Genomic DNA, 25,014 nt, shown 5'->3' with positions numbered 1-25,014 from the left:
CATCAAACCGACGCGCCGTCGTGTTGATTACATGCAGTTCGGCGAGTGCGATTTCCTGAGATGTATGCTGCGGCCGATAATTGTCGAACCTACTTTCGCCTCGGAGCTTCATGCGGACGAAATCGCCGCTTGCCCGTGGGATTGCCTTGACTATCAACGAACTGATAATTTTCGTTGACAAATTCAAGATCAGAGGGGTATGGGGGCGCTAGGAGGCGCCCTTTGAGATAGGTGCCTGTTTCGTTGACGAAGCCGATAGGCTGCCCATTTTTTGTCCGGCGAACCACGGCGACTTGAGGGACGCCACCGGAGAACGTATCCCTACCGCTCCAGATCGAGTCGCAGAAAGCGGAAAAGAAATGGCGGGTGTAGTGAAGGTCTGGCGTCGCTTTTGACCACTTTTCCTGCCAATATTTAACGGATGCGCGTCCCGTTCCACTGAGTTCGACGACCATGCTCGGCTTCGTATGTTCAACCGGGAAATATGTGGCTTGCACTTTTCCGTCCGACTCGGTCCACGATAGCGAAAAGAGATGGAACGTGCTCTTCTTCATCCCGACGCCAGTCCTAGCTGCATAGAGAAGCGTGGTGTCGAGACAAGTCCGATTCAGCTCCGCGCGGCGCGCTTCAAGCAACGTCGTGAGCCTAACCAAGCGAGCATGGGGATCGAATTCGCTCCCCGGAATAAGCGACTCTGTAATGAAGCTCGATGCAACGGGCTGTGCAAGGTCAACCTCACCAACGTATCCAAGGATTTCGGGTCGATGCGCCGAGGCGTACAATTTGGTGCAGTCGTCTTCGGGCGGGCGGTCTGGAAACGAGATGCGACTGTCGGTCGCCATCGTAATGCCCGAAATCTGTGGGCCTTCCTTTTTCATATCGGCCGCAAGCCATGCAATTAGGGAGGTCATGACGATGTATTCATGATTTTATCGTTTCAATGTATCATCATAATCTGAACCCCCGGCGGCCCCGCCAACCGTTTTTTTCGAAGAGAGCTGTTCACGGGGCCGTGGCGCGATACGACCAACTCCACTTCCAAAGCGGAGTCGCCGGGTGCCCAAAGACTTGACATAATAAGTATTAGCGAAGCTGTTGGTATGTTCTGAAGTGTTGCGCGTTGGGCGGCACTGAGGCTCCAGATACCGCAACGGCAAGACGCACATATGGTAAGTTTCGCCGTTGCGTTTTGTTCTGGAACTTTTTATGTTCGTTCAGATCGGTGCCGACGCCGTGCCGCGGGCGCTCCGAGGTGTCGCGCTAGTCGACGGCAATCACATTCCGAGGTACTGGGCCGCAGCCTGGCTGGTGGTCGCTGGATCGCAATGGGCGACGTCCACGCAGACAATGCGGCTGCGGTACGTCGAGAACCTGTACGAGCATGCGGACCGTGCGTTCAAGACGAATGCGTTGGACGACGCGCTGTCCGAACTAGATGACGCACGGCTCGCGGACATTCTCGAGTCGTGGTTCGTGAGCCTGCGCAACCAGCCTGTCGCCACGCGCAGCAACGAGGACCGTTGGCAGACCGGGCTGGCGTTCGTGACGTCGGTGGTCAACTGGCTGTCGAAATCGGCGGACGCGAAGATGCGGCAGATCGAAGCGCGAATCCATCGGCTCTCGACGCTTTACAGCCAGCTTCACATTCGACAAGGCGGTCGCAGCGAGACGGTTCGGTCGTTGCCTGCAAGCGTCGTCGAAAGTCTCTATCAGATGCTTGATCCGGAATCGGAAGCCAATCCGTTCCAACGCGCACACACGCGCTGGCGGGTCTTCATCGCCTTCGTGCTGATGCTCCATCAGGGCCTGCGTCGCGGCGAACTGTTGCTGCTACCGGCGGACGCCATCAAAAGCGGCTATGACCGCAAGCTGGGCCGGACACGGTACTGGCTGAACATCCAGCAAAACGGCTATGAAGAGGCGGACAGCGACAGCCGATACTCAAAGCCCAGCATCAAGACGCTCCATTCGGTCAGGCAGATTCCCGTTAGCGACGCGACGGCGCGTCTGGTGCAGACCTATTGCGAAAATTACCGCCGGCGGCCTTCCCATTCGTTCATGATGAGTGCCCAGACTGGCGGCCCTCTCTCCACGGAATCATTGACGAAGATCTTTACAACGATATCGAAAGCGTTGCCCACCGATGTGCTACAGGAACTGCACGACCGCACCGGAAAGAAGTCGGTTACGTGCCATGACCTCCGGCACAGTTGCGCCGTGCTGCGTCTTCATCAGTTGTTGGAGCGCGGTGACGCGATGCCGGAAGCGTTGCAGAAACTGCGCACATTCTTTGGATGGTCGAAAGAATCGGACATGCCATCTCGCTATGCCAGGGCTGTCTTTGAAAGTCGGCTTGCGAGCGTATGGAACGACGAGTTCGACGATCGCGTGGCCGTGCTGCGTGCCCTTCCGCGGGGAAGCTGACCATGCAAAGCGTTGCTCCGTTCTTGCTTGGGCAAGCCGAGCCGTCATCGCTGCTCGAGAGGATGGTGGCAGCCTTGCCGGAGCTGCCACCCGTCATCCATTACTACGACGACTTTGAGGATAAACCACGCTCCATACCAGATGCCCGCCAGGTTGATGTGTTCGGACTTCACATTAACGGCCGGATGTTCCGGCTCGACTTTAGCCGGTATCTCGCTGCCTATGGCACCCTGCAGAAGCACCTGCTGGTCTTCCTGTTGGGAGAAGACCTGCACATCTCGACCTGCTTCAATGTACTGAACGCGGCGACGCACCTCGATGCCAACGACGTCGAACGCATCGTGGCAGCTGGCCCAACCGGCATATCGACGGTATGGATGACACTGCGCGCCCGTCAGTTGGTTGTCCACGCCTATCGTTTCGTCAAGGCGGTCCTGCGTCTTCTGTGCAGACATCGCCTGTATGGGTGGTCGGAGTCCTATCTGACCTATGTGAGCACTGCCCTGCCCGGCCCTTCGTCGGACTCGTATGCCCGCGTGCGGTCTGGCGATGTGTTCCTGACCGCTGACGAAGAAGCGGCGATTGTTCGCTATCTCGACGACGCATCAAACTCCGTGAAAACCGGGGGCCGGTCCGGTCTTGCGTACGAGGAGCTGTGCGACGCCGCAATGGTGCTCTGTTCCTATCAGTTTGCCATGCGTCCGATCCAAATCGCGATGCTGACAAGGCGCGACATACGAATCTGGGATCCCGAGCCCGGTGGCGAACCGGCTGTTCACGTTACGTTTCTTATGGTGAAGCAACGGGGAAAGCTTCGAAAAAGGCCGATGGTCCGTCGTGTAAAGCAGGAATGGGCGGTGCTGTTCATTGCCTTGGCGGCATACGCAGACACGCAGCATCGCGAGGCAAGCGATCGCGTCTTCGGTGTCGATTCGAACCATGAGGCTGGGTCGCGTATTGCGCGCCGCGTGGAACGCCTGATCGGGGATGATGCCTGCGCGATGGACCTTCGACATACGGCGGCACAACGGCTCGTTGACGCCGGTGCCAGCCACGAAGAGCTTGCCGAGTTCATGGGGCATTCTTATGTGAAAACAGGCCTGGTCTACTTCTCGACATCGGCGTCCCATGCCGAACGGGTCAACCGCGCGCTCGGCGCGTCGGACATCTACCGACGCGTGGCAAAGATCGCGCGCGACCGGTTCATCTCCCCGGAAGAGCTCACCTTACTCAAAGGTGAACAGCAGATTGCTGGCGTGCCTCACGGCATTCCGATCGCGGGCATCGGCGGTTGCACATCGGGACAGCCTGCGTGCCCCTATAACCCGGTGACGTCGTGCTACGGGTGCAGGAAGTTCATGCCATTGCATGACAAGGCGATGCACGAGAGCGTGCTGGCCTCGATGCGCGAGGTGGTCGTGTTCTTTGAACAGAGCTCTCGTGGCGACACCCGGTCTCCGACCTATCTGCAGTTGCAGCGCACGATCGCCGAAATACAGACGGTCATCGACGAGCTGGAAAGCGAGGAGCGATGAATTCCCACTACTCCGCGTTCATTGATCTGGGCAAGACTCTCGCCCGCGAAAAAGGGCTGTGCTGGGAAATGCCTCTTGACCCGGCAGGCGCCGCTCAGGATGGTGTCGGCTGGAACCTGACGGTCGCTGCTGGCGATGTGCCACCTCCGACCTACTATCTACGAGACTTCGGCGCCGAGGTAAAGGCATTGGCCATCGTCAATGCGGAGCGTGTCGAGCGCGGCCTGGCACCGCTAGCCAGACAGCCGCTGTCCGCCGCGTGGCAGGATCTGGTCAAGGCGGCAGTTGCCGAGCAGTTGTTGTTCAAGCGCAATACGACCGGACATGTGGCACAGTGCATCGCGCGTCCCATGCGGGTCATTGCGACGTGTGTGGACAAGGAGCCGTGGGAGCTGACCGTTGATGACCTGCACGTTGCTGTGCGCATTGGCAAGGCTATCCAGGCCACCGGGAAGCTGGGTGACCTGGTGGTCGGCATCGTCAAGGTGGTGCTTGACGCCCAGCACATCTGCGACGCGGGTCCGCTATACCCGGCGCTGGCTGTTCCGCGGCTAAAAGGCAAAAGCGCAATCAAGGCAAAGCATACGTGGTCAAAGGAAGCGCTTCGCGACGATCTCGAGGCTCGTAAGCGTGGCGAGCGTCTGCCGGAGCGTCGGGCGTTCTGGGAGCTGACCCGCATCGTGATGACCGAAAAGCCGCGCACGTTCATGGACGAATTGCGGTTCGCTGCGATGCGCACGATGATCGTGACCGGCATGCGTGCGGGCGAAGTTGCGCTGCTGCCGGTTGACTGGAAGCGGGAGCGAACCTATCTGGATTCGAAGGGACGGCTAGCCGGCGAATCGGGCGGTATCTCGACATCCCTGATGGTTCGCCACTTCGCGGAAAAGCAGCAGGAAGAAGAGACCGACAGCCGGGTACTGCGTGAAGCGACCCAGCCCGTGCCCGAGATGTTCCGGACGCTGTTGACAGAGACACTTGATCATGTAGCTCGGATCACGGAACCACTGCGTGCGACGCTGAAGCTGCAGTGCGAAACGGGCCGGTTGCTGCCATGGTATCCAGTTGATGGCCTCGTGCCCGTCATCGAAATCTATACACGCCTTATGGGCAATCCGTTCTGGCTGAAAATTGAACGGGAAGCGTTCATCGAACGATATCGGGATGGCTTCGATCCCGCCGTTCTTGATGAACTACACGAATTCCAGCATGAGCGGCGGCGCAGTGGCGATCTGAGGCTCGACATGGCCGTCTACCAATTCGGAAATCGCCTGAAGACAGCGATGCTTGAGGGCGAGACCCACCTATGCTTCCGACATGGCGACGGTTCGCCGGTCAAACGCCTCGAACGAATGGAATGGCATGCGGCGTATCTGCACATCGGCGAACTCGAGGAACACATCCGGCTCACGACGCCGACGAAGGCATCTGATACTGCGCCGTTGCCACTGGAAAGCGGCGTGATTCAACCTTGGGAATTGCTGTTCACGCTGCCCAAGCGCTCGCTTGCTGAGGAGCGCAACGAATTGCTGTGCGACATTACCCGATATATGTCTGTGCGACGGCCCGCGCATGATCTTATTGGTTTGGCACTGGGAGAGCATCCAACGTGTGTCACGTTGTTCGAGAAGTATGGGCTGACCGATGACGACCGGGCGTTGCGCATGGAGTCTCACATGCTGCGCCATCTCCAGAATACTGAGCTGTTCCGGCTGGGCGTGGCCGACACAATCATCTCGAAGCGCTTCAACCGGCGCAGTGTCGCGCAAAGCTACGAGTACGATCATCGCAGCTTGGCCGAGGAGCTCGAGCAGATAGAGATTCCGCAGGATATCGAGATCATGCTCGGCGAGAAAGCGACTACCGTTGCGAGGCTCATCAAGGGCGGCAAGGCCAGCGGTCCAATCGTCGATGCATTCCGTCGCATCCAGGCCGCCGATGGCGACGCAGCCGCGTACGAATACCTGCGTGCCGAAGCCGACGGATTCCATGTCACTCCGTACGGGCACTGCCTGAACTCGTTCACTGTCGACCCTTGCCCAAAGCATCTCGAGTGCTTCGCCGACTGCCGTCACCTCTCGGCGACGGACCTCCCGGAGCACCGGCAGAATCTCATCTGGCTCGAAGGCAAGTTCAAGCTGGCGCTGGAGACGATCAGGGCCGTCCTTCAACGAGCATCGGCTGGAAAAACCAGCTCGAGCATGCCGAAAAGCGGCTGGCAGGTGTACAGAGGCTGCTTGCAACGCCACTTGGCGAACACCCCTTCCCCGATGGCGTCGACCTCTCGTTGCCGCCGCAACGCGGAGTACTTGATGACTGAGCTTAGTGAAATAACGTCGAGCGGCGACGAGCAGATGCGCGAGATTCTTGAAACGTTGCTGGCCAGCGACGAGGACATTACAGCGCGCGCCGTTGCCCGGCTGCATCCGTCAATCAAGGCGGCATCGTCGATCACCCGCAGCGAGTCGCGCAGTAAGCTACTTGCTGAGTATCAGCAGCGTCAGTCGGAATACCGGCGCTGGCGTAGCCGAGTCGCGAAGCGTTCCGGTGCCGACACTGCCGCGTCGCTCGCCGACAAGGACATCCGGATTGCCGAGCTCGAAGCCACCGTGCAGTTGCTTACCGCGTCGCACCTTGCCATGCTGCGTGCAGTCGGCGAACTCGGCGGCTTCAGCAAGTGGGCGAAATTCTATGAGCAGTATCGCGAGGCACGCGACAAGCTTGCCGAGCTCGGCGCGATACCAATTGCACCTGTTGCGACAATGCCGGCGAGGGAACCAAAGCGCCGTTGAGGAACAAGACGGCGATGATCATGTCCACGGCGTGATAGCGTTTGCTCGATGCCCTCAGCTACGAAATGGCTGGGGGTTCCCGCGGCGGAAGCCGCATCTCTCCCGAAAGGAGCGTCTGATGTCCTATTGCCCCTTCTTCCAGACCTTGCACGACGAAACGCGCCCTGTCGGCAACCTCGGTCGAGGAACCCACTACTCGGTGCTTCGCGCGCCAGTGTGGCACGACGAGCTTCTGAATCGACTCGACCGGTGTGCCTTCCTCGACTTCGCGGTCATCTGGGATGAAGATCACGACGACCGCGTGATCGATGCCATCATGGTGCTTTACGTCAGCGGGCTACTCTCCCCGGTCCGGTATATCGGCGAGAGGAAGGGCACGCTCACGGTGCTCTTGGCGCCCGACGTGGTGCGCGATTGGGAGCCGAACACGCTGCAAGAATATATCGACGACGTTAACGATATCTGCCAATGCTTGGAGGACCCGTGGTCCGCTCATGTCGACAGCACCCATGGGCACGAGCATTCGATCATCCACGCCCCGCCCGAGAAAGTTGACCTCTACCTGAAAAACATCGACATGCTGTGGCAGTTGGGTGTGAGTCCGAAAACCAAAGTCGCGTGAATTGAACGCAACACGGAGCCAGCAAAGACGTCTCGTGTAACGACATTCTGTTGCGTTGCTCCACCACGTGCAGCGCAACAAGTGGCCTCACCAGGAGTTCGCAACAGTAAATCCACTGTAAAGTGGGCATCCTGTGGATAACTCGGCCGCTTTACCCGTAGAAATACAACAAAACCTGAAAAACAAACCAACGCAACACCATGCCATAGGTGCCAAGAATCAACATCAAATCGTGTAGAAACCAAGTAGTAATGTCGTAGCTGAGCCAAATAGAAATGTCGTAGTTGGCGCCTGATTGGTTCATGCTCGGCGGCTCCTGACGCTCAAACGGGAGTCCGTCGTGGCCAATAACACCAACACGATCACGATGAGCATGCGCGAGCTGGATCGACTCAAAGTTGTCGAAGCGGTCGTTGACGGACGGCTGATGCCGTGGCGGGCCGCGGAACGGCTCGGCATCAGCCGACGTCAAGTGGAACGGCTGGCGAACCGCTATCGAAGCCAGGGCGCGGCTGGCCTGGTGTCGCGCAAGCGAGGTCAATCGAGCAATCATCAGTTGCCGGCCGGATTGGCTGATCGAGCCTTGGCGATCATCCGCGAGCGCTACGCGGATTTCGGGCCGACCTTGGCTTGCGAGAAGCTCCACGAATGCCACGGCATCCGACTTGCAGCAGAGACAGTTCGCCGGCTGATGACGGACGCCGGCTTGTGGGTGCCGCGCCGGCAGCGCCCGCCGAAGGTCTACCAGCCGCGAGCGCGGCGCGCATGCCTGGGCGAGTTGGTGCAGATCGACGGCAGCGAGCATCGCTGGTTCGAGGCGCGGGCGCCGCAGTGCACACTGCTGGTGTACGTCGACGACGCGACCAGCCGGCTGATGATGCTGCACTTCACGGCGACGGAATCGACCTTCAGCTATTTCGAGGCGACGCGCGCGTATCTGGAGCGTTACGGCAAGCCGGTGGCGCTCTACAGCGACAAGGCGAGCGTGTTCCGCAGCACGACTGCGAGCAAGACCGGCCGCAGCGTGACGCACTTTGGCCGGGCGATGTACGAGCTGAACATCGACACGTTCTGCGCGAACAGCAGCCCGGCCAAGGGGCGTGTCGAGCGTGCCCATCTGACCTTGCAGGACCGGCTGGTGAAGGAGATGCGGCTGCGAGGCATCAACACCATCGAGGACGCCAATGCGTACGCGCCCACCTTCATCGCGGCCTACAATGCGCGGTTTGCGAAGCCGCCGCGCACCGGCTTCGACGCGCACCGGCCGCTGCGGGACGACGAGGATCTGGACCAGTTGCTGACCTGGCGCGAGACGCGTCGCGTGACGAAGTCACTGACGGTGCTGTATGACCGGGTGCTCTACTTGCTGGACGACACGCCGGCGAACCGCAAGCTGATTCACCGCTACATCGACGTGTGGGAGTACCCGGACGGGCGCATCGAGATTCGCGCCGACGGCGCCGTGCTGTCCTGCCGGCAGTACGACAAGCTGGCGGAGGTCGATCAAGGCGCGGTGATCGACCACAAGCGCCTGAGCCATGCGCTGCAAGTGGCCGAAGCGATCCAGGCGCAGCGTGACAACCGGCGGGCGTCGGGTTCTCCGTCACGCACGAACCGAGGCATCGAGGCTCGCCAATCGGAACGCCGGCCGGGAACGAAGAAACCGCGCGAGTTCACGCAGGCGGACGTTGAACAGGTGATCGTGGAGTTGGCCGAGCGCAGGCAGGCGCCACCGCAACCTCGCAAACCAGGTCGTCGGTCTGCTAGCCCGATCTGAACGGGCACCAGCGCCCTGCTGCTTCACCCCTGACCTTCTACGCTGAGTGACGGCAAACCAATGAAAGATGCGACATCTCTATTTAGCCGGCGCTACGACATTTGAATCTGGCTTTGACAAAATTTTGTATGCTTGATCGTGGCGCGCGCGTAACATGCAACACAACTCACGCGTCGTAGTACGCTTGGCAGATTTCCCGGCGAAGCCCGGTGACGGCAATCAGGAATTCGACCGTCTTTTCATCATCGACGTAACCGGCACCCGTTGCCTTTCGCGTCCACAGATGTGGGTAGGCGATACGATCTGCATCCACCTGATCCGCTTCGATCTGGCCGTTAGGTTTCGACAAGCCAAGAAATCTGTAGTGCCGAAATCCGGCTTCCACGAGTACCTCGAGTTCCTTATCCGGAATGTCTTCGTACTTCACCCCCATGTGCGGTCTCCAGTTCGTGCGGTTAAAGACTCGACTGTATTCGTGCTCAAAAGGCTCAAGCTATTGACAGCGATGTCTCCAGCGGCCAGCTCCCCGAATTCCTATCGAGCAGTGCCGTTCTTGCAGTGGAAGCACCACATCCCCTTGCTTGCGCTACCCAACGCGGCCCGGCCGCAATGCGGACAGCGGATCGTGATTGCTCCGAGTTTCATCCTGTTTTCCTATGCATTAGCACGTCGGCGATCTATCCGGATCGGACAAACAATCCATTCGGTATGCGTCGTCCACTGCGCGCAAAAATGTGTCACGTCCGTTCTCGAGAGCCGTAGTAAAGACCTCCTCGGGCGGGACTGCCATCACCTGCCCGGTGGGCGACATGTGGTAGCTGAGATCCACGAAGGCATCATCGGGCGATCGCTTCAGGCCGATCCAATAGCCGATCGCGACGGTGCCGGTCGCTCCGTTGTATGCGACGTCAAATTTCCCTGCCTTGAATTTGCGCGGTCGCATCTTCTCGACGTATGCAAGGACATCCTCGACGGTTCGGCCGTCCTTCGTGCGGTGATGCTTCACGTTCGCGATCCACTTAGCCTCGACGGAGGGCGGCAAGATCTTTGCCTTCGTTAACGCAGCCGCGAAACCCCACTCGCTACACAAGAGGACGAGGGTGAAGGCAAGGAGTGGTCGTTGCAAATTCATAGTGCGGTGAGTTTTCCCATCAATGATCGAGGAGCGGCTACCCTACTCAGATGGCGGGCAGGTCGGGCTGAATTAGGAACGCTGCGGGATCGCTACCGAGCCACGCTGGCTGCCGACCCCGGCCAGACCAGGTTTTACCTGTCGCAGGGTCGCGGTACTTCGGAACTGTCGACATGCGCCGCGAGTTGCGCTTATGCACTTTCTCTTGCAGATCCAGAACGCTGAGATCGAACTCCTTCATCAGTTCCTTGATCTGTCCGATCGCCGCTTCACGTTCGGCTTCGCGAGCAGCGATGATTTGCGCATCCAGCGCCTCTCGTTGCGCAATTAGGGCTAGGTAGCCTATCGGTTTGGAGTTCATGTTCCCGTTTTTCCTATTTCATTTCGCGGTACATCGCGGACCCGTCGATCAGACCGACGGCCACCAATTCGTTGCGCCCGTAGTTACGCGACTCCTTACGGATCTCATATCCATCCTCGTCGCGGTGAACGCGTTCAATGTGCGCGGCCACCGTTGCAACTTCATCGCGTACGGCCGCGAGATCGCGCATCACTAGATCCGCAGGTAGCTCGCGAAGGCATTCAAGCAGTGTTGCCATGATGATCCCGTTTTCCTTACTGCTCGATCAAGAATCGATCGCGGTTCCGGGCCTTCGCAATCCATGCCGGCGCCCGCCCCTTTCCACTCCATGTCGCACCGGTCTTCGGGTCACGGTATTTCGGCACATTTACGCCTTTTGCCGTGGCAGTGCCTTTCGCTCGGGCGGCGCGCTTACGACCGAACACGTCTTGCTCCGTCAGACCGTATTCGGCAACCTTGGCGCGCACGTCGGCGAGCACGGCCTCGATCTCTGCCGCGCGTAGTGCGTCTGCCTCGATCTGCAATGCCTCAATTTGAGCCTTCACATCCGAAAAGGTGCGCTTGATGGCCGCCATTGTTTTCCTCTCCTGCTATTGCGTTGTTTCGGCTGCCGGCCGTGCGGGGCGCTCGCGCGCCAAGTCGTTTTCCTATGCCCGTTCGGTGCCGAGTGCGGCGACCGAAAAGGCGTTTCGATACGTCGGCGCGAGGTCGGCCCACGCGTCCGGGTAGTCGCTCGGCATCAGGGCCTGCAACCGCTCGTAGAGTGCTCGGCCGGCTTCGCCGGCTGCTCGATGATTCGCTGCGTCGATCGACACGCCGGAGTCAGCCTCAAGGACCGCAGCCGCGTCCGCGTGTAGCTCCGCAGTTGCTCCGTCCAACTCGACGCCAGAAGGCATCTTGCGCGACTCAGCGACGTCCCGCAGTGTGCTGATAGCGAGATGAAGCGCGTCAGCAACGGTCAAATTTGGCATGGCAGTTTTCCTATACCGGCTGTACGTTGAAATTCGCCGCCGCATACACTGCGTTGCAGGTCCAGACCTCGACCCCGTCACGTTGGAAGAAGGCCCAACCATCCTTCACGGTCATGCGTGCCTTCGGAAATACCTGGCTATGGCCGTTCGCGGCGGCAGAAATCACGTTGCGCTCGCGGCACATCGCCCAGTATTCGCCGTTAGGGAGCGCTTCGTTTTTCATTCGGGTCATTTCATGAGGGGCGCAACGCCCAGCAGGACTAGGGCGATCGCCAAAATGGTGATGAGCACTACAGCAGCGGTCTTCATTGTTTTCCGTCAATTGTTACCGAGCGCAGCTTTCTTCGCTCGCTCTGCCGATACCACGGACACGATGGCGCAACCCGCGAGAGCAACGCCGACGAATTTGAGGTCGAACCAGAATGTGACGGCAGAAGCAACGCCAAACACCCCGCCGACAGTTCGCCCGTGCTTTTCAATCCACGCTTTCATGTCGCTTTTCCCGTTTCCGATCTCATTTCTCAAGCACCACGACGCTCAACGTTCGTCCGAGTGGCTAGTTGCCCTCAAGCATGCGAGTTGCGTACAGGTCTCAGGCATCCCTACTTCCTGCGTCCAGAATTTCATCTGCGGCCAAGCGGCCACGCCGTTGCGTTCACGAATCTCACAAAATCCGGCGTGTGCGAGCCCGTGAACACCAATGTACGAACGCATCTGCAATGCCAACCTGATCTCTTCTCCGTCACCACCGTATTCGTCGGCACGGATGATCTCGTCGCCCGGCAGCCCGAGTTCGATACCTGCTGCCCAAGCCCACGCCGTAGCCTCAGGGTCCGAGCATTGGATGACGGCGCGATAAAGCGGATCGTCGGGATGCAAATCGGTCTCACCCATGATTCGCAGCATTTCTCGTTGGCCGGCGAAGAGGTTGCCGTTCATCAAGGCACGAAAACACCGCGGGGTAATCGCTAAGTGCGCGCCTTCGTGCAGCACTGTCGAAACGCGACAAGCAGGGTCGACGGCCAGCGTTCCGCGATCAATGCGACATCCCACCGTGAAGCCGGTGGCCCCCTTCTCGTACCGCGCCGGAATACCGATTTCGTTCAGAAATCGCATGACTTTCTCACGCGTGCCCGGGGCATCTATCCGATAGGTCAATCGTGTCCTCGAAGACATTGTGGAGCCGTTTCCCAAAATACGTCCGAAAACCCGACGACGGCGGAGCCGTATCCGGTGCGGCCGCATGACGCAGCCCAAGCACGTCGAGATACATGTCGAGCGAGCGCTGCACTGATTCGGCAACTAAGCGCGTAATGTCGCCGTAATCGCCACTGGCGCAAGCTTTGTCGAGCGAGTCGTAGTAGACAAGTCGATCCTCTTTGCGGATGATCGCGGGCGGGTAGCCCGTCTTCATCAACTCGAAGTTCAGCAGCAGCCGACCCGTCCGCCCGTTACCAACAACGAACGGATGGATCTTCACGAATCGCGTGTGCAGTTCCGCCGCCCGCTCGACCGGATGCATGTCTCCGGCCGTCTCGTACCAGTCGATCAGCGCGACCATTTCAGCTGGCAGGTGCATGAAGTCCGGTGGGGTCGTACTAGCGCCTGCGATAACCACGTTTTCGCGGCGATACCGGCCCGCTTCTTCAGCGTCGATACCTTTTAGAACAAGACTATGGATGTTCCGGATTTGCCATTCTGACAGCGCTTCCCCCTTCGACACAATGTCCTCAACGTAGAGAATCGCGTCACGGTGGTTCGTTGCTTCGAAATGCTCGCGAAGGGACTTCCCGCCAACGGTGATGCCTTCGAGTACCACCTTGGTCTCGCGCAGCGTCAGTGTGTTCCCCTCGATCGCGTTCGAGTGATACGTCCATTCCAGCATCAGCTTCTCGCGCAGCGAAGCTACCGAGTGCTGCGGCAGCGGACGCGCCTCATCTAGCGTCGCCTTGTTGGCGTCGATTGTGTTCAGAAGCGTGGCAGTTTGGTTCGGCATTTGCGTCTCAAGGCAGGGCTTACTATTCGTCAGTACATATCCCAATTGGGGATAATCAAGCAGGCTTTCGCTTTTCCTTTACAAGTCGTACTTGGCGTGCAATTCAACAATCCGCTCCAGGCGCGCGTCGTGCGCCGAGCGAGTGTCGGCTGAAACGTCCGCGAGATTCACCTTCCCACACGCGACCGGCGTCTCCCATTTGGTCGTTCGCCGAACAAGGTCGACCAGCTCGCGCAATTCGCGCTTCATCATGTCGAACACCATCGCGTCCCAAGTTTTCCGTGGTCAAACCCAACGACTTACCGGAGTCGCGTAGTCGAATCGCCACTCGAAATAACAGTCGCTCGGACGCTCGTATTCAGATACCAGCGTCAAATCCAATCCCTGATCGCGGCACCAGTCGCGCAGAAACGCTTGGACAGCTTCGGGACTTTGACGTGGCCACCATGCGACCGGGACACCGGGAAAGTGCTGCGCCAGCAAAGCGGCGTAGGCGCGGTCGTCATGTTCCGACATTCGAGGAAAGCGACGCAGCTGGTCGAAGAAAATCGTACCGTTAGCTTTTTGCCCCTCGCCTCCTCGTTGGAACAGCACTTTCACCTTACCGATTTTGGTCGACCGATCGCGAAAAATGCGTACGAGACTTAACGCACCAACAGCCGTGAAGGACCATGCACCGATGCCTAGCACCGCTTGGAAGGGGTTGACACCCGAAATACAGATGGCAAGAGCGTCACAGCGGAATGGCAGGCTGTGCATGTAGAACAGCACGCCAGCATTGATAGCGGATACAGCGACGCCATACCACGGCACCCAATCGCCCACACTCTTCTTGCGTTCGCTCATCGTAGCTTGTCCCTTGTCCCTTGTCCCTTGTCCCTTGTTCCTTGTTGCCGGGGCCGGCCGGCGTTTTCCTATCGCACTTCGCGGTAAACCGCGGGCCCGCCGATCAGGCCGACGGCCACCAGCTCGTTGCGTCCGTAGTTGCGCGACTCCATGCGGATCTCGTATCCGTCCTCGTCGCGATGAAGGCGCTCGATGTGCGTGGCCACCGTTACCACCTCATCACGGACGGCCGCGAGGTCACGCATCACGAGATTCGCAGGTAGCTCACGAAGGCATTCAAGCAGTGCTGCCACGATTGAGAACTTCGACCTCGAAACCTTCGGGCCATCCGTATGTATGGACATGCAAGGCGTCCTCGGCAATCAGCTCGGGCACAACATCCTCATAGCCCTCGTTACGAGGGGTGATCATCACGATTGCGCTCGGAACGCCCTTTGCTGCGGCGATCTGACCTGCCAAGCGCGTCAGTTCCGCCGCCCACTCGAGCACCTGCTTCTCATCGTATGTCTTCGTCATTTACACGCCTCGCGTTTTCCGTCGTTAGCCGCAGCTCACACGCTGGGCGGCGTCCTGCCACGCAATCTCAACTGCCCAATCACCTGAAGTCGCCATACCAAGTTGGTTGCCGGTCGTATCGTCGTAGATGACTGCACCGGATTCGACATAGGCAGAAGTCGCCATTGGAAAGCGTGCACGCACGATCTTGCGTGCGCGCACCTGCGCATCGAGGTCCGGTCGAAAATGTTCACTCATCATGTTTTCCGATTCTTTCCTTACTGCTGCACTTCGCGGTGCGAATATTCCTGCACCACACGGTGCGGGACGACACCGCGGAGCCAGAGTGTTTCAAGCCAAGTGTTCAGTTGTGGCGTGTAAGCGATCCCGGCGGCTTCGAGCTCATTTGCGGCCGCGTCAAGAAAATCTTCAAATTCCACTTGTCATACTCCAGCAACGTTTTCCTATACCTTCTTGTACGAGCTCCGCCTGCCGGTCTTGTCGAAACCAAAGAGCTTCGCCCCGTCGTCTGAGAACTGAGGGTGAACGCGAACGTCGGGCGCATCATCCAAGACTTCCGCAAGCAAGACGCGCGCTATACCTCTTCCGCGGCTGCTACGTGCCACATACACTGTCTGGATGACTTTTTCACAATCAACCTCGAAAAGCCTTTGCAGTCCATGAATTCTGTGGCTGATTTTCAGCTGGACCACGCCCGTGATCGCTGACTTGGCGTCCTCCCGATATAGGTATCTCAGTACATACTCGACTCGGGTTCCTAACCCGGGGGAATCGCACGTATTCGCCTGGTGTCGACTACACGCGACCTCAACGTGCGCGATACGCATCGGGACGTTGTGCGCGTCTGCGATTTGGATTGGGCGCCAATCGATCTCTTCGTCGCCATATTCCTCCGGCTCCCGAAGCAATTCATCGAGCTCGTATGGGCCGCCCTTGTAGAACTTGCCCGGCAACGCAGATGGAATTGCAGCTAGCGATACTCGATCAAGCGGCGTCACCACTTTCATGTTGTCCTCGTACAAATAGCGGCGGGGTTTTCCTATGCGTAGACGGGTCTACCTGGTGTTTCCAGCAACAACCGGACATCGTTGACCACTGGACGAGCGCCATACGTCTCGTGAAGGAGACCAGTGGGGCCGATGGTCAAATGATGCGATTTCCCACCGTCGCGCATATCGAGAACGTCAAACTCAACGTCCCGCAGCCCGCAAATCACGGTGCAGATCTCATCCATACCGAGAGGTTCGTATATTCCGCCAAGGCAGGTCAGTCGAAACATGGAGTTTTCCTATCGCATGGACATAGCCGTTGCTAGCACCGGAGCGTGGCTCACACCCAATACCGCCACCCAACGACAACCACACTCATCTGGCGGCGACTTGATCCTTCATGCCTGTGCTTTCGGCAGTGGCGCCAAACGATCACGCATCTCACGAATTCGAGAGATTTCCTCGTCCGAATGCGGGGTGCCCCCTTCGTTCAGCGCGAGGTAGTGATCCAAGACCTCACGCTTGTACTGGAAGCAGAAGACTGCAAATCGAAGGCGATAGATCATGCCCTTTGGAGTGAACGACGTTCCAGCGAGATCTTCGAGCGTAAGCGAAAACGGACGTACGTTGCCCGCCATGAACTCGCGAACCGCGGTAAGGCGTTGCAGACCATCCATGATTTGAAATCCACCCGGAAGATCGCTGTTCGGCTCGACCAAGCGTGACTCGAATTTTGCGCAGTTAAACTGAATCGTCAACCCGCTTGTCGGAACAGCACCGCGTAACACGTTTTCCACGTACCGTTGCTGTTGCGAGGCGGTCCAAACATGGCCTCGCTGAAAATCCGGCGACAGATCCAAGCCGTAATCTGAAGACCAGTCGCTCAACGTCTTCTCAAGCATTCCCCAATGAGTATCGACCTCATATCGAGCTTGTGGTAAGGGACGGATAATCGCTCGCAGCCCTTCGTCCGTTCGTCCTGCCATCGTTCATTTCCTCAATGTCGGCCAAGCCGGCGTTTTCTAATGTCATTCGTTCTCGGGCTTTGCCGCCTGGATGGCGACCTTCGCGATATCGACCCACTCGTTAGTGATCGTGCGCTCGAGCAGTACACGATGACTGAACCAATCGACGCCGAGAACATGGTACTCGCCAGCGTCGCCTCTCACTTTCGCGATCAGATTCGGATTCGCGGGCATGTTGCCGTATTTACTTGCCACGTCGTTTTCCTTTGTGCTCTCGAGTGTCAGGCCGGAATGATTGGAATGTTCCATCCGATGAACGTGGCCCGGCCGGGCGCGTCGTCGACGCAGTGAGGCAGCCGGTCGTCGAAGATGAACCAATCGCCCGCTTTCGGCTTGTGTCGCACCTTGCCCTGCCGAAAAGTTAGTCCGTCGTTATGGAGCGCGACCATCAAAACCAGTCCCTCGTCATCGGTGTGCAAATCGACGCCTGCGGTGACGACCAGAAGTTCCTCGCGTCCCTGGTACCCTCCTTCGGCACGACGATATCCCAGCTCTGCGAGGCTCGGCAGCCATGTGGCGCCACCCTGGCTTGCCCAGCGCGGAATCACGTAAGTCTCGACCTCGTCGCCGCAAAACTCGTTCGCCTCGGCCGCAGAGAAGAACTCTTCGACAAGCGAGCTAGAACGGCGAATTACATCGGCCGGCATCGGCATCGGCACCGAGCCGAGGATGCTGCCGAGCGGTTGCGGTCTGGTGCCACCAGACGTCCGGGCCGGCGCGTGAAGTGTCTGCATGTCGCTTGCTCTGTTCCTATTTCGCTGTTCCGTTCTTGCAGTGATTGCACCACATCCCTTTGCTCGCGCTGGACAGCGTCAGGTGCCCGCAATGCGGGCAGCGGATCGTGATCGCTCCGAGGTTCGTTGTCCTTTCCCGTGCTTTCCTACTTGCGGCCACGACCGACCTTGATCCAGCAGACGGGCTTCGCGTCATCCATCCGTGCAACCAGTCCTTGCGCTTCCAACTGCAGCAGCATTCCCCTAACTGCCGCGCTTTGCGTGCGCCTGTTGCTGCTAACTTGGAAAGCAACACGTTCCGCCACTTGCCCCGTCGTATAGCCGCCCTCGGTACCCAGAATCGCAAGAACCATTCTTTCTTGGTCACTCAATGCCATGACGTTTTCCGATCAGAGACCGTATTTCTCGGTCAATTCTGCAATCCGTTTCACGTCCGCATGATGTGCGGCGAGCGCGTCCGCCGAGACCTCATCAAGATGGACCTTTCCGCACGCGATCGTCGCGCTCCACGTGGCTTCGCGTCGAACGAGCCGTACCAGTTCGCTGATTTCTCTATGCATCGTATCGAACATCATCTTTTCCTATGCCCGTTCGGTGCCGAGCGCGGCGACCGAAAAGGCTTTTCGATACTTGGTCGCGAGGTCGGTCCACGCGTCCGGGTAGTCGTTCGGCATCAGGGCCTGCAACCGCTCGTAGAGTGCTCGGCCGGCTTCGCCGGCTGCTCGATGATTCGCTGCGTCGATCGACACGCCGGAGTCAGCCTCAAGGACCGCAGCCGCGTCCGCGTGTAGCTCCGCAGTTGCTCCGTCCAACTCGACGCCAGAAGGCATCTTGCGCGACTCAGCGACGTCCCGCAGTGTGCTGATAGCGAGATGAAGCGCCTCAGCAACAGTCAAATTTAGCATGGCAGTTTTCCTGCCTGTCAGAACATCGTCGGCCGTCCTTCGGCCGCGACCATCCAGTGTGTCGGCTCGTAGCCCTTCTCGCGGGCCAGCTGCCGTGCGTCGAGAGGCGTAACGGCGCCATCGAGATCGATGTGCTTAGCCCCATTTTCGACCTCGACACGAAGGTAGAACGCTTTCGTCGGGTGACGCTGTGCGATCTCGCGATCCAGTACGATGAGCAGAGCTGGGAGCCCGGCCGGAGGTGTCGCGTTCACGATTTGCATGTCGTCGTTTTCCTTACTCGATGATCGTTTGAAGCCGGGCCAAGGCGTCCTCTACCACCTCGACCGGCGCGCGTTCGACCTTGCGCGCGCCCCGCGCTTCCAGATCGAGCATACGCACCATGTTCACGAGCGCAACACCCTGCGTCTCGGTTCCCGCACCCGAAAGCGGCACCGCGAATCCAGCAAACCGAGCAAATTCGCCGCCTTGGGTGATCGGAGCAACCAGCGCTACACCCAACGCATTGAAGGCGGCCGGCGAAAGCACGAGCGCCGGACGAAAATCGCCTTGCTGCTCACGGCCGACAGTCGGATTCAGGCTCACGCGCACGATATCGCCCCGCTCGAACTTGACCCGCTTCACCATGCTTCACGTCCCACCGGCTTGACTTCGCCCCAAGCCGCCATGTCGGCAGGGAAAGGTGCTTTCGCGTCACATCGGGCGACGAGATCGTCCAGCGAATACTTGCGTCGGGCCGGGGTCAGCAATACGCCATCGGGGCGGACGTCCGCGCTCAGCGAACTGCCGACCGACGCGTTAATCTGTTCGAGCAGAACGCTTGGCAAACGAACCGCCGCACTATTGCCCCATTTTTGAATCTTGAGTTCCATAGCAACCTCCGAATGTTTATCCATTGTAGAAACATGTCGTGCAAATTGCAAGCACTTCGTATCTACAATGAAGATACCATCGGGAGGGCCGTTACCCAGTCTCCAACCTGATAGTAATCGGCAGCAAGTGTTCGGAGTGTGAGGCCAAAATCAGCAAGCGGCATCCTCACTCCCCGAGATCGATCTCAGCGATCGCTTCGCGAAGGTCACGCTGGGGTGCTTCGAGATATGGCGCGACGTGATCGATATGTGAATGCCCCAACAGAATCTGGACCGTCTCAAGGGATTGCCCGTTGGCTATCAGCCGAGTCGCAAACGTCCTGCGGCCGGAGTGACTGCTGTAGCCTGCTCCGAGGCCCGCGGCCCGGTACAAACCGGTGACGTAGCTTTGCAGGCTGTCGGCGGCCCAATACTCCATCGGCTCGCCGTCAAAGCTGACGCGGCGCTTCATGCTCAGCTCGAACGGCCCGCCTTTCTGCGTGAGGATCAACCGCGTACGCGACATCAGGCCGCGATACTCATGCCGGTCCAATGACACTCCGTGACCACGGCGGTATCGCCACTCCACATACCGGTCGAATGCCTCAAGGGCTCGAGGGTGTGCGAGGAACACGCAACGCGCTCGACACCCCTTGATGATGCTGCCGGGAAGCGCGACTTCTTCCCGCCGAACCCCCGACTTGGTTAGAACATGATGCACTTCGAGCCGTGCAAATTCTGTCACGCGCATACCGCAAGTGATGCCCAGCAGCAGGATCAAAGTGTCACGTTCGGGAAAGCGGCTGGTCGCTTCCGTGACGCGTAGCAGATGACGAAATTTTGCGGGGGTGAGGACTTTGGCGCGCTTGGGTTCCATACTCTCGTTACTCGTAATACGCTCGTTTTCGAGCCTTGTTACGAGAGAGAAAACGCAGGGCGCTCCTTTCCAGTGTAACCCGCGTAGAACTTCCTCTCCTCGGAAAAATCGGTGCGGTGGATTTTCGCGAAGCCGAACGCCTTCCCGCCAAACCGAGAAGGACTTAATTTTGGTGAACGTCTACTGCCATCCCCAGCGATGCGATGCACGTCTTCCAATCCTTCGACGTACCCTCCAACGCTGGCGGCAGTTCGCATGCGCTCGGCAACGGTCACAGCCATATTCGGCCGCAATCAGTGAGCTAATCGGTCATCTCCAGTTCATCGACCAGATCTCTCTGACCGGGCACTGAAATCCGAGGCGAGCACGCCCGCCGGGGCCGACGATGACCTGCACGTCGAAGTGTCCGTGCGATCGCGTGGATCTGTTCCCACACCCGGTCCGCCTCCGTCGGTGCGAGCGTATCCGCGGCGATCGCCAGGGCATCGACGATCGACGCAAGCTGCGTCGATGCATCCGTCAGCGCCGCGCGTGCGCGCTCAATCTCGGCCGCGTTGCGATTCGCGTCGAGCCAGGCGTCCAATGCCCGGCGCTCGCTCTTGTCGAGCAACTCGAGCAGCGACGCGGGTACGGGATCGTTCGCCACGAATGTGCCGACGACACGCTGTCGAAATCGCCCGGTGTCCGCCGCTTTCACCCTCTGGATCACCTTGATCTTCCGGCCCTGCTCTCGAATCAGGATCGGCATCGTCTCTCCCCGAATCATCACGCGCAAAGGATAGCGCAAACCGCGTGTCGCATTGATGCCGCGACACGCGGACCTGCCTGTCCAGTCTCGCGGCCTTTGGGTCGCTCGAAGGGGCGCTCGCCGCGCGGCGGGCCCGTGCTGCCTCGCGTATCCGCATGCCACCAGCCCCTGAGCTCGTCGTCCCAAACGCGACCGTAGCCCTTGACCGTTCCCGTTCAAGGATGCGCTTTGCCGGCCGCGGCACCCGTTCGGTGCTCGCCCGTTGGGCTGCGCTCCGCGTGCGGCTTTGCGCCCGCCCTTGAACGTGCCCGGCCGCGGGCTCCTGTTGTCGCGGGACGGCGAACTCAGGGGACTGGCGGCAGCAGTTCTGCCGAAGTCCAGGCACCCAAGACCCAACCCCTACGCGGGGACAGGGAATCTTGGGGCCCGGTCAGCCTGACAGCCGAACCGTTCCAGCCGCATCAACCTGCACAGGAGAAAGCTCGTGAACAAGTTCCAGCAACGCCAGCACGACCGTCGCGCGCGTCTTGAAGCACGCGCCAGCAAGGCCCGCGCCGCATCCCGGATCGTCTATACCGCGGCCAAACAGATGGCCTCGGTGATTCCATTCGGTCAACCGGTCTTGGCCGGCCATCACTCGGAATCGCGAGACCGTAACACTCGCGAACGCATCCACAAGACGTTCGGCAAGTCGTTTGCCCTCGCGGACCGTGCCGACGAGCTCGACCGGCGTGCCGCGGCAGTCGGCAAAGGCGGGATCTCCAGCGACGACCCGGACGCGGTGACCAAGCTGCGCGCGCAGCTGGCCGAACTGGAGGATCGTCACGAACGCATGAAGCGCACCAACGCCCTGGTGCGCCGCGATGACCGTGCCGGTCTTGCCCGCATGGGATACAAGCCCGATGCCATCGACAAGCTCTTTGCGCCGGACTTCGCCGGCCGTAGAGGGTTCGCGTCGTACGAGATCACGAACAGCGGCGCGAACATTCGCCGCATTCGCGATCGCATCGCGCAGCTCGAGAAGATCGCCGCGCGCAGCTCGGTCGAGCATCAAGGCGAAGGCTACCTCTATCGCGAGGACATCGAAGACAACCGCGTCGCGTTCATCTTCGACGCCAAGCCTTCGAAAGACCTGCGCGACCTCCTGCGCCGAAATGGGTTTCTCTTCAGCCCCACCCGCTCCCCGAACGGTACGTCCGCCTACGTTCGCAAGCTGACCCCGGCCGCGATCAACGCGGCGGCCTGGCTGCGCCCGCAGATCGACCAGCTCCTCACCGGCCGCTAAACCACACTCGGCCCGCGCGAGCGGGCCACGCCTATCGGAGAGCAACGATGGATATCAGTCGAACCTACAACGTCTTCACGATGTGCAGCGGCTTGGGCGGCGGTGCCAAGGGCTTCCAGCGGGCGCTGTCCCGCGTCGGGAACATGACCGCGAAGTGGCGCTGCATCGGCGGCATCGACAACGATCCCGCGGCATGCCGGGATTTCCTTTCGCTCGTCGGGGTGCTGTGCACCCGGATGGACCTGTTCACGCGCGGGCAGTACACGGCGTACTGGGACCGTGAGCCGCCGTCCGGATGGCGCGAGGCAACGCCCGCCGACATCCGTGCCGCCGCCGGCAATGAGCATCCGCACTGCGTATTCATCTCGTCGCCGTGCAAGGGCGCGTCCGGCCTGCTGCCCGAAACGTTGAGCCGCATGCCGAAGTACCAGGCGCTGAACGAGCTGACGCTGCGTTGCGTCTGGCTGATGTGCGAAGCGTGGAAGGACGACCCGGTCGAGCTCATCGTGTTCGAGAACGTGCCACGGCTCGCAACGCGCGCCCGGCATCTGCTTGATCAGATCGGGCAGATCCTGCGCCACTACGGCTACGCCGTGAACGAGACGACGCACGACTGCGGCGAGATCGGCGGCCTCGCGCAGAGCCGGAAGCGCTTCTTGCTCGTCGCGCGGCATACCGCGAAGGTGCCGGCGTTCCTGTACGAGCCGCCCGTGAAGCGTCTGCAGGGCGTCGGCACCGTGCTCGGCCGCATGCCGCTGCCCGGCGACGTCGCGGCCGGCCCGATGCATCGTGTCCCCTCGCTGCAGTGGAAAACGTGGGTGCGCCTCGCATTCGTCGAAGCGGGCAGCGACTGGCGCAGCCTGAACAAGCTCGCGATCGAAGACGGCTACCTGCGCGATTACCTGATCGTGCCGGAGATGCTCAACGGCGTGCTTGGCGTGAACCACTGGGACGATTCGTGTGGCGTCGTCGCCGGCGCGAGTCGCCCGGGCAACGGCGCATTCTCGGTCGCGGATCCGCGCGCTCCCGCTGGTGCAGGGCAGTACCAGCAGTACGGTGTGCTGCGCTGGGGCGAGCCATCGGGCGTGATCACGGGCGCGAAGTCGCCGGGACAAGGCACTTTCAGCGTGGCCGACCCGCGTCATACAGGCCCCGAGAAGCATAGCAACGAGTTCCGGATTGTGCCTTGGCGCGGCGTCGCCGGCGCTGTAACGAGCGCACACGGCACCGGACATTGCGTGCAGGATCCGCGCGCGACAACTGGCTTCGAAGGCGCCGGCAAGTACCGCGTCACCGCCTATGACGAGCCGGCAGGCACGGTGATCGCGCGCAGTGATAGTGGTCAAGGCGCATTCGCCGTCGCAGACCCGCGACCGCCGGCCGGTCCGCTGTTCAGCAAGTACAAGGTCACCGAGTGGGCGAAGCATGCCGGCACCGTGATTGGCGGCGACGATCAGGGAGCGTACGCGGTCGCGGATCCGCGGCCCGGCATGCGGCGCGAACGCGGCGATGCCTACCTGACCGGCGGCCACTACGGCGTCGTCGGGTGGGACCAGGCCAGTGGCGCCGTGTCGGCCGCGGCCGGCCACGACAACGGCCGATGGTCCGTGGCCGATCCCCGCTTGCCAGCTGCGAGCGCCAAGCTCGTCGCCGTGATTCGCGCGCTCGATGGCACGTGGCACCGGCCGTTCACGACGCTCGAGCTAGCCGCGCTGCAATCGCTTGTCGATCCCGAGCAGCTGCAGATCGATGCCGAGCAGGACGCATGGGCACGCCAGCGTATTGCCGGAACCGGCAATGCCTTCGCGTTCAAGCTCGACGGCGACAGCGATTCTGCGTGGCGCGAGCGCATCGGCAACGCGGTGCCACCCGACGCGGCCGAGGCAATCGGAGAGGCGATGGGCACGACGCTGCTGCTCGCCGAATCCGGTGAGACGTTCCGGCTCTCGTCGACGCCGGTGTGGGTGCGCCCAGTCGCGATCGCACTGACCCTGCCGGGCAGCCTGTAGCGCGGACTGCGTCCAGTGAGCGGCCCGCCGCGGTGGGCCGCCTTCCTCAAGGAGTCGAGATGAAACAGCAACGCCTTCTGTTCCCGGACGAAGCTGACGCGATCGCATACTGGTCGGACAAGGAAATCAAGATCTGGGCCGTCGACATCGCAGCCGGTCCCGAGCGACGTCCGACCTATCGCCATACCTATTACGCGCGCGCCCGCACGGCCGACCGGGCAATCGAGTGTGTGAAGCGAAACCTGCTCAGGCGGGTGCCTGGTGCGCGGTATCGCGCGCGCCTCGCCGGCCCGCGCGAACTCGGCTGTCACCGCGTGACCGCCGAGACCACGCCGACGGAGCTACATGCGATGGCCGCCGAGTTCTATCGCATCAGGTAGGGATGGGCGTGCGCCGAACGGTGCACGCGCCGGTCCAGTCTCGCGGCCGTGGCCGCGAGATGGGGCGCTCGCCGCGCGGCGAGCCGGTGCTGTCTCAACTTTTCGCATACCGCCAGTCCCCTGAGCTCGCCGTCCCAAACGCGACCGTAGCCCGCCGTCGTTCGCATTCAAGGGTCCGCTCCGCCGGCCGCGGCACCCGTTCGGTGCTCGCCCTTTGGGCTGCGCTCCGCGTGCGGCTT

39 protein-coding genes are annotated in these 25,014 nt (G+C 60.3%); 8 read left to right on the top strand and 31 right to left on the bottom strand.

Annotated elements, in window-relative coordinates; translation table 11 throughout:
* Nucleotides 1-89: 89 nt before the first annotated feature.
* Entirely contained in the window at nucleotides 90-911 is an 822-nt protein-coding gene (locus tag KY49_RS37195) for a hypothetical protein (RefSeq protein ID WP_156162500.1), read from the bottom strand.
* Nucleotides 912-1,206: 295 nt separating this feature from the next.
* Between KY49_RS37195 and KY49_RS13305 the strand changes: the two genes are divergently transcribed.
* The 4 genes from KY49_RS13305 (at nucleotide 1,207) to KY49_RS13285 (ending at nucleotide 7,373) form a co-directional block, all read left to right on the top strand.
* Complete coding sequence (locus KY49_RS13305) at nucleotides 1,207-2,424, top strand: tyrosine-type recombinase/integrase (RefSeq protein WP_042585118.1); 1,218 nt, start codon at nucleotides 1,207-1,209, stop codon at nucleotides 2,422-2,424.
* 2 nt (nucleotides 2,425-2,426) lie between these two features.
* Nucleotides 2,427-3,959 carry a tyrosine-type recombinase/integrase gene (locus KY49_RS13300; RefSeq protein WP_042585117.1) on the top strand — a complete coding sequence of 511 codons (1,533 nt, stop codon included), beginning with the start codon at nucleotides 2,427-2,429 and terminating at the stop codon, nucleotides 3,957-3,959.
* Nucleotides 3,956-6,751 carry a hypothetical protein gene (locus tag KY49_RS13295; RefSeq protein ID WP_231636394.1) on the top strand — a complete coding sequence of 932 codons (2,796 nt, stop codon included), beginning with the start codon at nucleotides 3,956-3,958 and terminating at the stop codon, nucleotides 6,749-6,751. The genes KY49_RS13300 and KY49_RS13295 overlap by 4 nt, the downstream gene beginning before the upstream one ends.
* A 118-nt stretch (nucleotides 6,752-6,869) precedes the next feature.
* The gene (locus KY49_RS13285) at nucleotides 6,870-7,373 is read left to right on the top strand and encodes a hypothetical protein (RefSeq protein ID WP_042585115.1); all 504 of its coding nucleotides are present in this window, start codon (nucleotides 6,870-6,872) and stop codon (nucleotides 7,371-7,373) included.
* 151 nt (nucleotides 7,374-7,524) lie between these two features.
* Here KY49_RS13285 and KY49_RS37190 read toward each other — a convergent pair whose 3' ends face one another.
* Complete coding sequence (locus tag KY49_RS37190) at nucleotides 7,525-7,677, bottom strand: hypothetical protein (RefSeq protein ID WP_156162499.1); 153 nt, start codon at nucleotides 7,675-7,677, stop codon at nucleotides 7,525-7,527.
* A 63-nt stretch (nucleotides 7,678-7,740) separates the two neighbouring features.
* On the opposite strand from KY49_RS37190, the gene KY49_RS13280 reads away from it, so the two are divergent.
* Nucleotides 7,741-9,150, top strand: a complete 1,410-nt coding sequence (locus KY49_RS13280; RefSeq protein ID WP_042585114.1) for an ISNCY family transposase — start codon at nucleotides 7,741-7,743, stop codon at nucleotides 9,148-9,150.
* A 166-nt stretch (nucleotides 9,151-9,316) separates the two neighbouring features.
* Here the strand turns inward: KY49_RS13280 and KY49_RS13275 are convergent, their stop codons facing one another.
* From KY49_RS13275 to KY49_RS37165, 29 genes are all read right to left on the bottom strand, one after another.
* On the bottom strand, nucleotides 9,317-9,583 hold the full coding sequence (locus KY49_RS13275; protein WP_042585113.1) for a hypothetical protein: 267 nt from the start codon (nucleotides 9,581-9,583) through the stop codon (nucleotides 9,317-9,319).
* Nucleotides 9,584-9,811: 228 nt separating this feature from the next.
* Nucleotides 9,812-10,192 (bottom strand): hypothetical protein, encoded by a 381-nt coding sequence (locus tag KY49_RS13270; protein ID WP_156162498.1) that lies wholly within the window; start codon nucleotides 10,190-10,192, stop codon nucleotides 9,812-9,814.
* Nucleotides 10,193-10,328: 136 nt separating this feature from the next.
* The gene (locus KY49_RS35500; RefSeq protein ID WP_071768753.1) at nucleotides 10,329-10,643 is read right to left on the bottom strand and encodes an H-NS histone family protein; all 315 of its coding nucleotides are present in this window, start codon (nucleotides 10,641-10,643) and stop codon (nucleotides 10,329-10,331) included.
* A gap of 13 nt (nucleotides 10,644-10,656) precedes the next feature.
* A complete protein-coding gene (locus tag KY49_RS13265; RefSeq protein WP_042585111.1) occupies nucleotides 10,657-10,881 on the bottom strand; it encodes a hypothetical protein in 225 nt (74 codons plus the stop codon).
* A gap of 16 nt (nucleotides 10,882-10,897) precedes the next feature.
* The gene (locus KY49_RS13260; protein WP_042585110.1) at nucleotides 10,898-11,218 is read right to left on the bottom strand and encodes an H-NS histone family protein; all 321 of its coding nucleotides are present in this window, start codon (nucleotides 11,216-11,218) and stop codon (nucleotides 10,898-10,900) included.
* A gap of 72 nt (nucleotides 11,219-11,290) precedes the next feature.
* Nucleotides 11,291-11,614: a hypothetical protein gene (locus KY49_RS13255; RefSeq protein WP_042585109.1), complete on the bottom strand. Its 324-nt coding sequence runs from the start codon at nucleotides 11,612-11,614 to the stop codon at nucleotides 11,291-11,293.
* A gap of 10 nt (nucleotides 11,615-11,624) precedes the next feature.
* Nucleotides 11,625-11,837 carry a hypothetical protein gene (locus tag KY49_RS13250; protein ID WP_407060386.1) on the bottom strand — a complete coding sequence of 71 codons (213 nt, stop codon included), beginning with the start codon at nucleotides 11,835-11,837 and terminating at the stop codon, nucleotides 11,625-11,627.
* Between the two features lie 95 nt (nucleotides 11,838-11,932).
* A complete protein-coding gene (locus KY49_RS37185) occupies nucleotides 11,933-12,106 on the bottom strand; it encodes a hypothetical protein (protein ID WP_155122453.1) in 174 nt (57 codons plus the stop codon).
* A gap of 45 nt (nucleotides 12,107-12,151) precedes the next feature.
* Nucleotides 12,152-12,730 (bottom strand): hypothetical protein, encoded by a 579-nt coding sequence (locus tag KY49_RS13245; protein ID WP_063889907.1) that lies wholly within the window; start codon nucleotides 12,728-12,730, stop codon nucleotides 12,152-12,154.
* Between the two features lie 7 nt (nucleotides 12,731-12,737).
* Nucleotides 12,738-13,610 (bottom strand): Fic family protein, encoded by an 873-nt coding sequence (locus tag KY49_RS13240; RefSeq protein WP_080402601.1) that lies wholly within the window; start codon nucleotides 13,608-13,610, stop codon nucleotides 12,738-12,740.
* 78 nt (nucleotides 13,611-13,688) lie between these two features.
* Nucleotides 13,689-13,862 carry a hypothetical protein gene (locus tag KY49_RS13235; protein ID WP_230459378.1) on the bottom strand — a complete coding sequence of 58 codons (174 nt, stop codon included), beginning with the start codon at nucleotides 13,860-13,862 and terminating at the stop codon, nucleotides 13,689-13,691.
* 33 nt (nucleotides 13,863-13,895) lie between these two features.
* Nucleotides 13,896-14,456: a hypothetical protein gene (locus KY49_RS37180; protein WP_156162497.1), complete on the bottom strand. Its 561-nt coding sequence runs from the start codon at nucleotides 14,454-14,456 to the stop codon at nucleotides 13,896-13,898.
* Nucleotides 14,457-14,524: 68 nt separating this feature from the next.
* Entirely contained in the window at nucleotides 14,525-14,749 is a 225-nt protein-coding gene (locus KY49_RS13230; protein ID WP_042585106.1) for a hypothetical protein, read from the bottom strand.
* On the bottom strand, nucleotides 14,733-14,972 hold the full coding sequence (locus tag KY49_RS13225; protein WP_042585105.1) for a hypothetical protein: 240 nt from the start codon (nucleotides 14,970-14,972) through the stop codon (nucleotides 14,733-14,735). Before KY49_RS13225 ends, KY49_RS13230 begins: the two co-directional genes overlap by 17 nt.
* 24 nt (nucleotides 14,973-14,996) lie before the next feature.
* Nucleotides 14,997-15,212 carry a hypothetical protein gene (locus tag KY49_RS37175; protein ID WP_143134451.1) on the bottom strand — a complete coding sequence of 72 codons (216 nt, stop codon included), beginning with the start codon at nucleotides 15,210-15,212 and terminating at the stop codon, nucleotides 14,997-14,999.
* Nucleotides 15,213-15,229: 17 nt separating this feature from the next.
* On the bottom strand, nucleotides 15,230-15,391 hold the full coding sequence (locus tag KY49_RS37170; RefSeq protein ID WP_156162496.1) for a hypothetical protein: 162 nt from the start codon (nucleotides 15,389-15,391) through the stop codon (nucleotides 15,230-15,232).
* A 24-nt stretch (nucleotides 15,392-15,415) separates the two neighbouring features.
* Complete coding sequence (locus KY49_RS13220) at nucleotides 15,416-15,979, bottom strand: GNAT family N-acetyltransferase (RefSeq protein ID WP_080402602.1); 564 nt, start codon at nucleotides 15,977-15,979, stop codon at nucleotides 15,416-15,418.
* 32 nt (nucleotides 15,980-16,011) lie between these two features.
* Nucleotides 16,012-16,251, bottom strand: coding sequence for a hypothetical protein (locus tag KY49_RS35495; protein WP_080402603.1), 240 nt, complete (start codon nucleotides 16,249-16,251; stop codon nucleotides 16,012-16,014).
* A gap of 108 nt (nucleotides 16,252-16,359) precedes the next feature.
* Nucleotides 16,360-16,947 carry a DUF262 domain-containing protein gene (locus KY49_RS35490; RefSeq protein WP_080402604.1) on the bottom strand — a complete coding sequence of 196 codons (588 nt, stop codon included), beginning with the start codon at nucleotides 16,945-16,947 and terminating at the stop codon, nucleotides 16,360-16,362.
* 42 nt (nucleotides 16,948-16,989) lie between these two features.
* Nucleotides 16,990-17,181 (bottom strand): hypothetical protein, encoded by a 192-nt coding sequence (locus KY49_RS35485; RefSeq protein ID WP_197083568.1) that lies wholly within the window; start codon nucleotides 17,179-17,181, stop codon nucleotides 16,990-16,992.
* A gap of 26 nt (nucleotides 17,182-17,207) precedes the next feature.
* Nucleotides 17,208-17,720: a hypothetical protein gene (locus KY49_RS13210; RefSeq protein ID WP_042585102.1), complete on the bottom strand. Its 513-nt coding sequence runs from the start codon at nucleotides 17,718-17,720 to the stop codon at nucleotides 17,208-17,210.
* A gap of 146 nt (nucleotides 17,721-17,866) precedes the next feature.
* A complete protein-coding gene (locus tag KY49_RS13205; RefSeq protein WP_052495657.1) occupies nucleotides 17,867-18,097 on the bottom strand; it encodes a hypothetical protein in 231 nt (76 codons plus the stop codon).
* A gap of 12 nt (nucleotides 18,098-18,109) precedes the next feature.
* Nucleotides 18,110-18,292 carry a hypothetical protein gene (locus KY49_RS35480; protein ID WP_080402614.1) on the bottom strand — a complete coding sequence of 61 codons (183 nt, stop codon included), beginning with the start codon at nucleotides 18,290-18,292 and terminating at the stop codon, nucleotides 18,110-18,112.
* A gap of 9 nt (nucleotides 18,293-18,301) precedes the next feature.
* Nucleotides 18,302-18,625 carry a hypothetical protein gene (locus tag KY49_RS13200; protein WP_042585101.1) on the bottom strand — a complete coding sequence of 108 codons (324 nt, stop codon included), beginning with the start codon at nucleotides 18,623-18,625 and terminating at the stop codon, nucleotides 18,302-18,304.
* 17 nt (nucleotides 18,626-18,642) lie between these two features.
* Nucleotides 18,643-18,888, bottom strand: coding sequence for a hypothetical protein (locus tag KY49_RS13195; protein ID WP_042585100.1), 246 nt, complete (start codon nucleotides 18,886-18,888; stop codon nucleotides 18,643-18,645).
* A 13-nt stretch (nucleotides 18,889-18,901) separates the two neighbouring features.
* Nucleotides 18,902-19,252 carry a type II toxin-antitoxin system ChpB family toxin gene (locus KY49_RS13190; protein ID WP_042585099.1) on the bottom strand — a complete coding sequence of 117 codons (351 nt, stop codon included), beginning with the start codon at nucleotides 19,250-19,252 and terminating at the stop codon, nucleotides 18,902-18,904.
* A complete protein-coding gene (locus tag KY49_RS35475) occupies nucleotides 19,246-19,497 on the bottom strand; it encodes an AbrB/MazE/SpoVT family DNA-binding domain-containing protein (protein ID WP_080402615.1) in 252 nt (83 codons plus the stop codon). The genes KY49_RS13190 and KY49_RS35475 overlap by 7 nt, the downstream gene beginning before the upstream one ends.
* A gap of 166 nt (nucleotides 19,498-19,663) precedes the next feature.
* Nucleotides 19,664-20,353, bottom strand: a complete 690-nt coding sequence (locus KY49_RS35470) for a tyrosine-type recombinase/integrase (RefSeq protein WP_042585098.1) — start codon at nucleotides 20,351-20,353, stop codon at nucleotides 19,664-19,666.
* Nucleotides 20,354-20,654: 301 nt separating this feature from the next.
* The gene (locus KY49_RS37165) at nucleotides 20,655-21,101 is read right to left on the bottom strand and encodes a hypothetical protein (RefSeq protein WP_231636393.1); all 447 of its coding nucleotides are present in this window, start codon (nucleotides 21,099-21,101) and stop codon (nucleotides 20,655-20,657) included.
* A 484-nt stretch (nucleotides 21,102-21,585) separates the two neighbouring features.
* On the opposite strand from KY49_RS37165, the gene KY49_RS13175 reads away from it, so the two are divergent.
* From KY49_RS13175 to KY49_RS13165, 3 genes are read left to right on the top strand one after another with little or no spacing between them, the layout of a single operon-like run.
* Entirely contained in the window at nucleotides 21,586-22,386 is an 801-nt protein-coding gene (locus tag KY49_RS13175) for a DUF3560 domain-containing protein (RefSeq protein ID WP_042585097.1), read from the top strand.
* A 47-nt stretch (nucleotides 22,387-22,433) separates the two neighbouring features.
* A complete protein-coding gene (locus KY49_RS13170) occupies nucleotides 22,434-24,395 on the top strand; it encodes a DNA cytosine methyltransferase (protein ID WP_042585096.1) in 1,962 nt (653 codons plus the stop codon).
* Between the two features lie 59 nt (nucleotides 24,396-24,454).
* Complete coding sequence (locus tag KY49_RS13165; protein ID WP_042585095.1) at nucleotides 24,455-24,775, top strand: hypothetical protein; 321 nt, start codon at nucleotides 24,455-24,457, stop codon at nucleotides 24,773-24,775.
* Nucleotides 24,776-25,014 lie beyond the last annotated feature (239 nt).

Source organism: Burkholderia sp. MSHR3999, assembly GCF_000833595.1.
Classification (GTDB): Bacteria; Pseudomonadota; Gammaproteobacteria; order Burkholderiales; family Burkholderiaceae; genus Burkholderia; species Burkholderia ubonensis.
The sequence above is the reverse complement of the archived record's forward strand: the minus strand, read 5'-3'. Positions and strand labels throughout refer to the sequence as shown.

Coding starts and splice junctions, on each gene's coding strand:
- KY49_RS37195 (WP_156162500.1), bottom strand. CDS start 911: ATGACCTCCCTAATTGCATGGCTTGCGGCCGATATGAAAAAGGAAGGC.
- KY49_RS13305 (WP_042585118.1), top strand. CDS start 1,207: ATGTTCGTTCAGATCGGTGCCGACGCCGTGCCGCGGGCGCTCCGAGGT.
- KY49_RS13300 (WP_042585117.1), top strand. CDS start 2,427: ATGCAAAGCGTTGCTCCGTTCTTGCTTGGGCAAGCCGAGCCGTCATCG.
- KY49_RS13295 (WP_231636394.1), top strand. CDS start 3,956: ATGAATTCCCACTACTCCGCGTTCATTGATCTGGGCAAGACTCTCGCC.
- KY49_RS13285 (WP_042585115.1), top strand. CDS start 6,870: ATGTCCTATTGCCCCTTCTTCCAGACCTTGCACGACGAAACGCGCCCT.
- KY49_RS37190 (WP_156162499.1), bottom strand. CDS start 7,677: ATGAACCAATCAGGCGCCAACTACGACATTTCTATTTGGCTCAGCTAC.
- KY49_RS13280 (WP_042585114.1), top strand. CDS start 7,741: ATGAGCATGCGCGAGCTGGATCGACTCAAAGTTGTCGAAGCGGTCGTT.
- KY49_RS13275 (WP_042585113.1), bottom strand. CDS start 9,583: ATGGGGGTGAAGTACGAAGACATTCCGGATAAGGAACTCGAGGTACTC.
- KY49_RS35500 (WP_071768753.1), bottom strand. CDS start 10,643: ATGAACTCCAAACCGATAGGCTACCTAGCCCTAATTGCGCAACGAGAG.
- KY49_RS13265 (WP_042585111.1), bottom strand. CDS start 10,881: ATGGCAACACTGCTTGAATGCCTTCGCGAGCTACCTGCGGATCTAGTG.
- KY49_RS13260 (WP_042585110.1), bottom strand. CDS start 11,218: ATGGCGGCCATCAAGCGCACCTTTTCGGATGTGAAGGCTCAAATTGAG.
- KY49_RS13255 (WP_042585109.1), bottom strand. CDS start 11,614: ATGCCAAATTTGACCGTTGCTGACGCGCTTCATCTCGCTATCAGCACA.
- KY49_RS13250 (WP_407060386.1), bottom strand. CDS start 11,837: ATGAAAAACGAAGCGCTCCCTAACGGCGAATACTGGGCGATGTGCCGC.
- KY49_RS37185 (WP_155122453.1), bottom strand. CDS start 12,106: ATGAAAGCGTGGATTGAAAAGCACGGGCGAACTGTCGGCGGGGTGTTT.
- KY49_RS13245 (WP_063889907.1), bottom strand. CDS start 12,730: ATGCGATTTCTGAACGAAATCGGTATTCCGGCGCGGTACGAGAAGGGG.
- KY49_RS13240 (WP_080402601.1), bottom strand. CDS start 13,610: ATGCCGAACCAAACTGCCACGCTTCTGAACACAATCGACGCCAACAAG.
- KY49_RS13235 (WP_230459378.1), bottom strand. CDS start 13,862: ATGATGAAGCGCGAATTGCGCGAGCTGGTCGACCTTGTTCGGCGAACG.
- KY49_RS37180 (WP_156162497.1), bottom strand. CDS start 14,456: ATGAGCGAACGCAAGAAGAGTGTGGGCGATTGGGTGCCGTGGTATGGC.
- KY49_RS13225 (WP_042585105.1), bottom strand. CDS start 14,972: ATGACGAAGACATACGATGAGAAGCAGGTGCTCGAGTGGGCGGCGGAA.
- KY49_RS37175 (WP_143134451.1), bottom strand. CDS start 15,212: ATGATGAGTGAACATTTTCGACCGGACCTCGATGCGCAGGTGCGCGCA.
- KY49_RS13220 (WP_080402602.1), bottom strand. CDS start 15,979: ATGAAAGTGGTGACGCCGCTTGATCGAGTATCGCTAGCTGCAATTCCA.
- KY49_RS35495 (WP_080402603.1), bottom strand. CDS start 16,251: ATGTTTCGACTGACCTGCCTTGGCGGAATATACGAACCTCTCGGTATG.
- KY49_RS35490 (WP_080402604.1), bottom strand. CDS start 16,947: ATGGCAGGACGAACGGACGAAGGGCTGCGAGCGATTATCCGTCCCTTA.
- KY49_RS13210 (WP_042585102.1), bottom strand. CDS start 17,720: ATGCAGACACTTCACGCGCCGGCCCGGACGTCTGGTGGCACCAGACCG.
- KY49_RS13205 (WP_052495657.1), bottom strand. CDS start 18,097: ATGGCATTGAGTGACCAAGAAAGAATGGTTCTTGCGATTCTGGGTACC.
- KY49_RS35480 (WP_080402614.1), bottom strand. CDS start 18,292: ATGTTCGATACGATGCATAGAGAAATCAGCGAACTGGTACGGCTCGTT.
- KY49_RS13200 (WP_042585101.1), bottom strand. CDS start 18,625: ATGCTAAATTTGACTGTTGCTGAGGCGCTTCATCTCGCTATCAGCACA.
- KY49_RS13195 (WP_042585100.1), bottom strand. CDS start 18,888: ATGCAAATCGTGAACGCGACACCTCCGGCCGGGCTCCCAGCTCTGCTC.
- KY49_RS13190 (WP_042585099.1), bottom strand. CDS start 19,252: ATGGTGAAGCGGGTCAAGTTCGAGCGGGGCGATATCGTGCGCGTGAGC.
- KY49_RS35475 (WP_080402615.1), bottom strand. CDS start 19,497: ATGGAACTCAAGATTCAAAAATGGGGCAATAGTGCGGCGGTTCGTTTG.
- KY49_RS35470 (WP_042585098.1), bottom strand. CDS start 20,353: ATGGAACCCAAGCGCGCCAAAGTCCTCACCCCCGCAAAATTTCGTCAT.
- KY49_RS37165 (WP_231636393.1), bottom strand. CDS start 21,101: ATGCCGATCCTGATTCGAGAGCAGGGCCGGAAGATCAAGGTGATCCAG.
- KY49_RS13170 (WP_042585096.1), top strand. CDS start 22,434: ATGGATATCAGTCGAACCTACAACGTCTTCACGATGTGCAGCGGCTTG.
- KY49_RS13165 (WP_042585095.1), top strand. CDS start 24,455: ATGAAACAGCAACGCCTTCTGTTCCCGGACGAAGCTGACGCGATCGCA.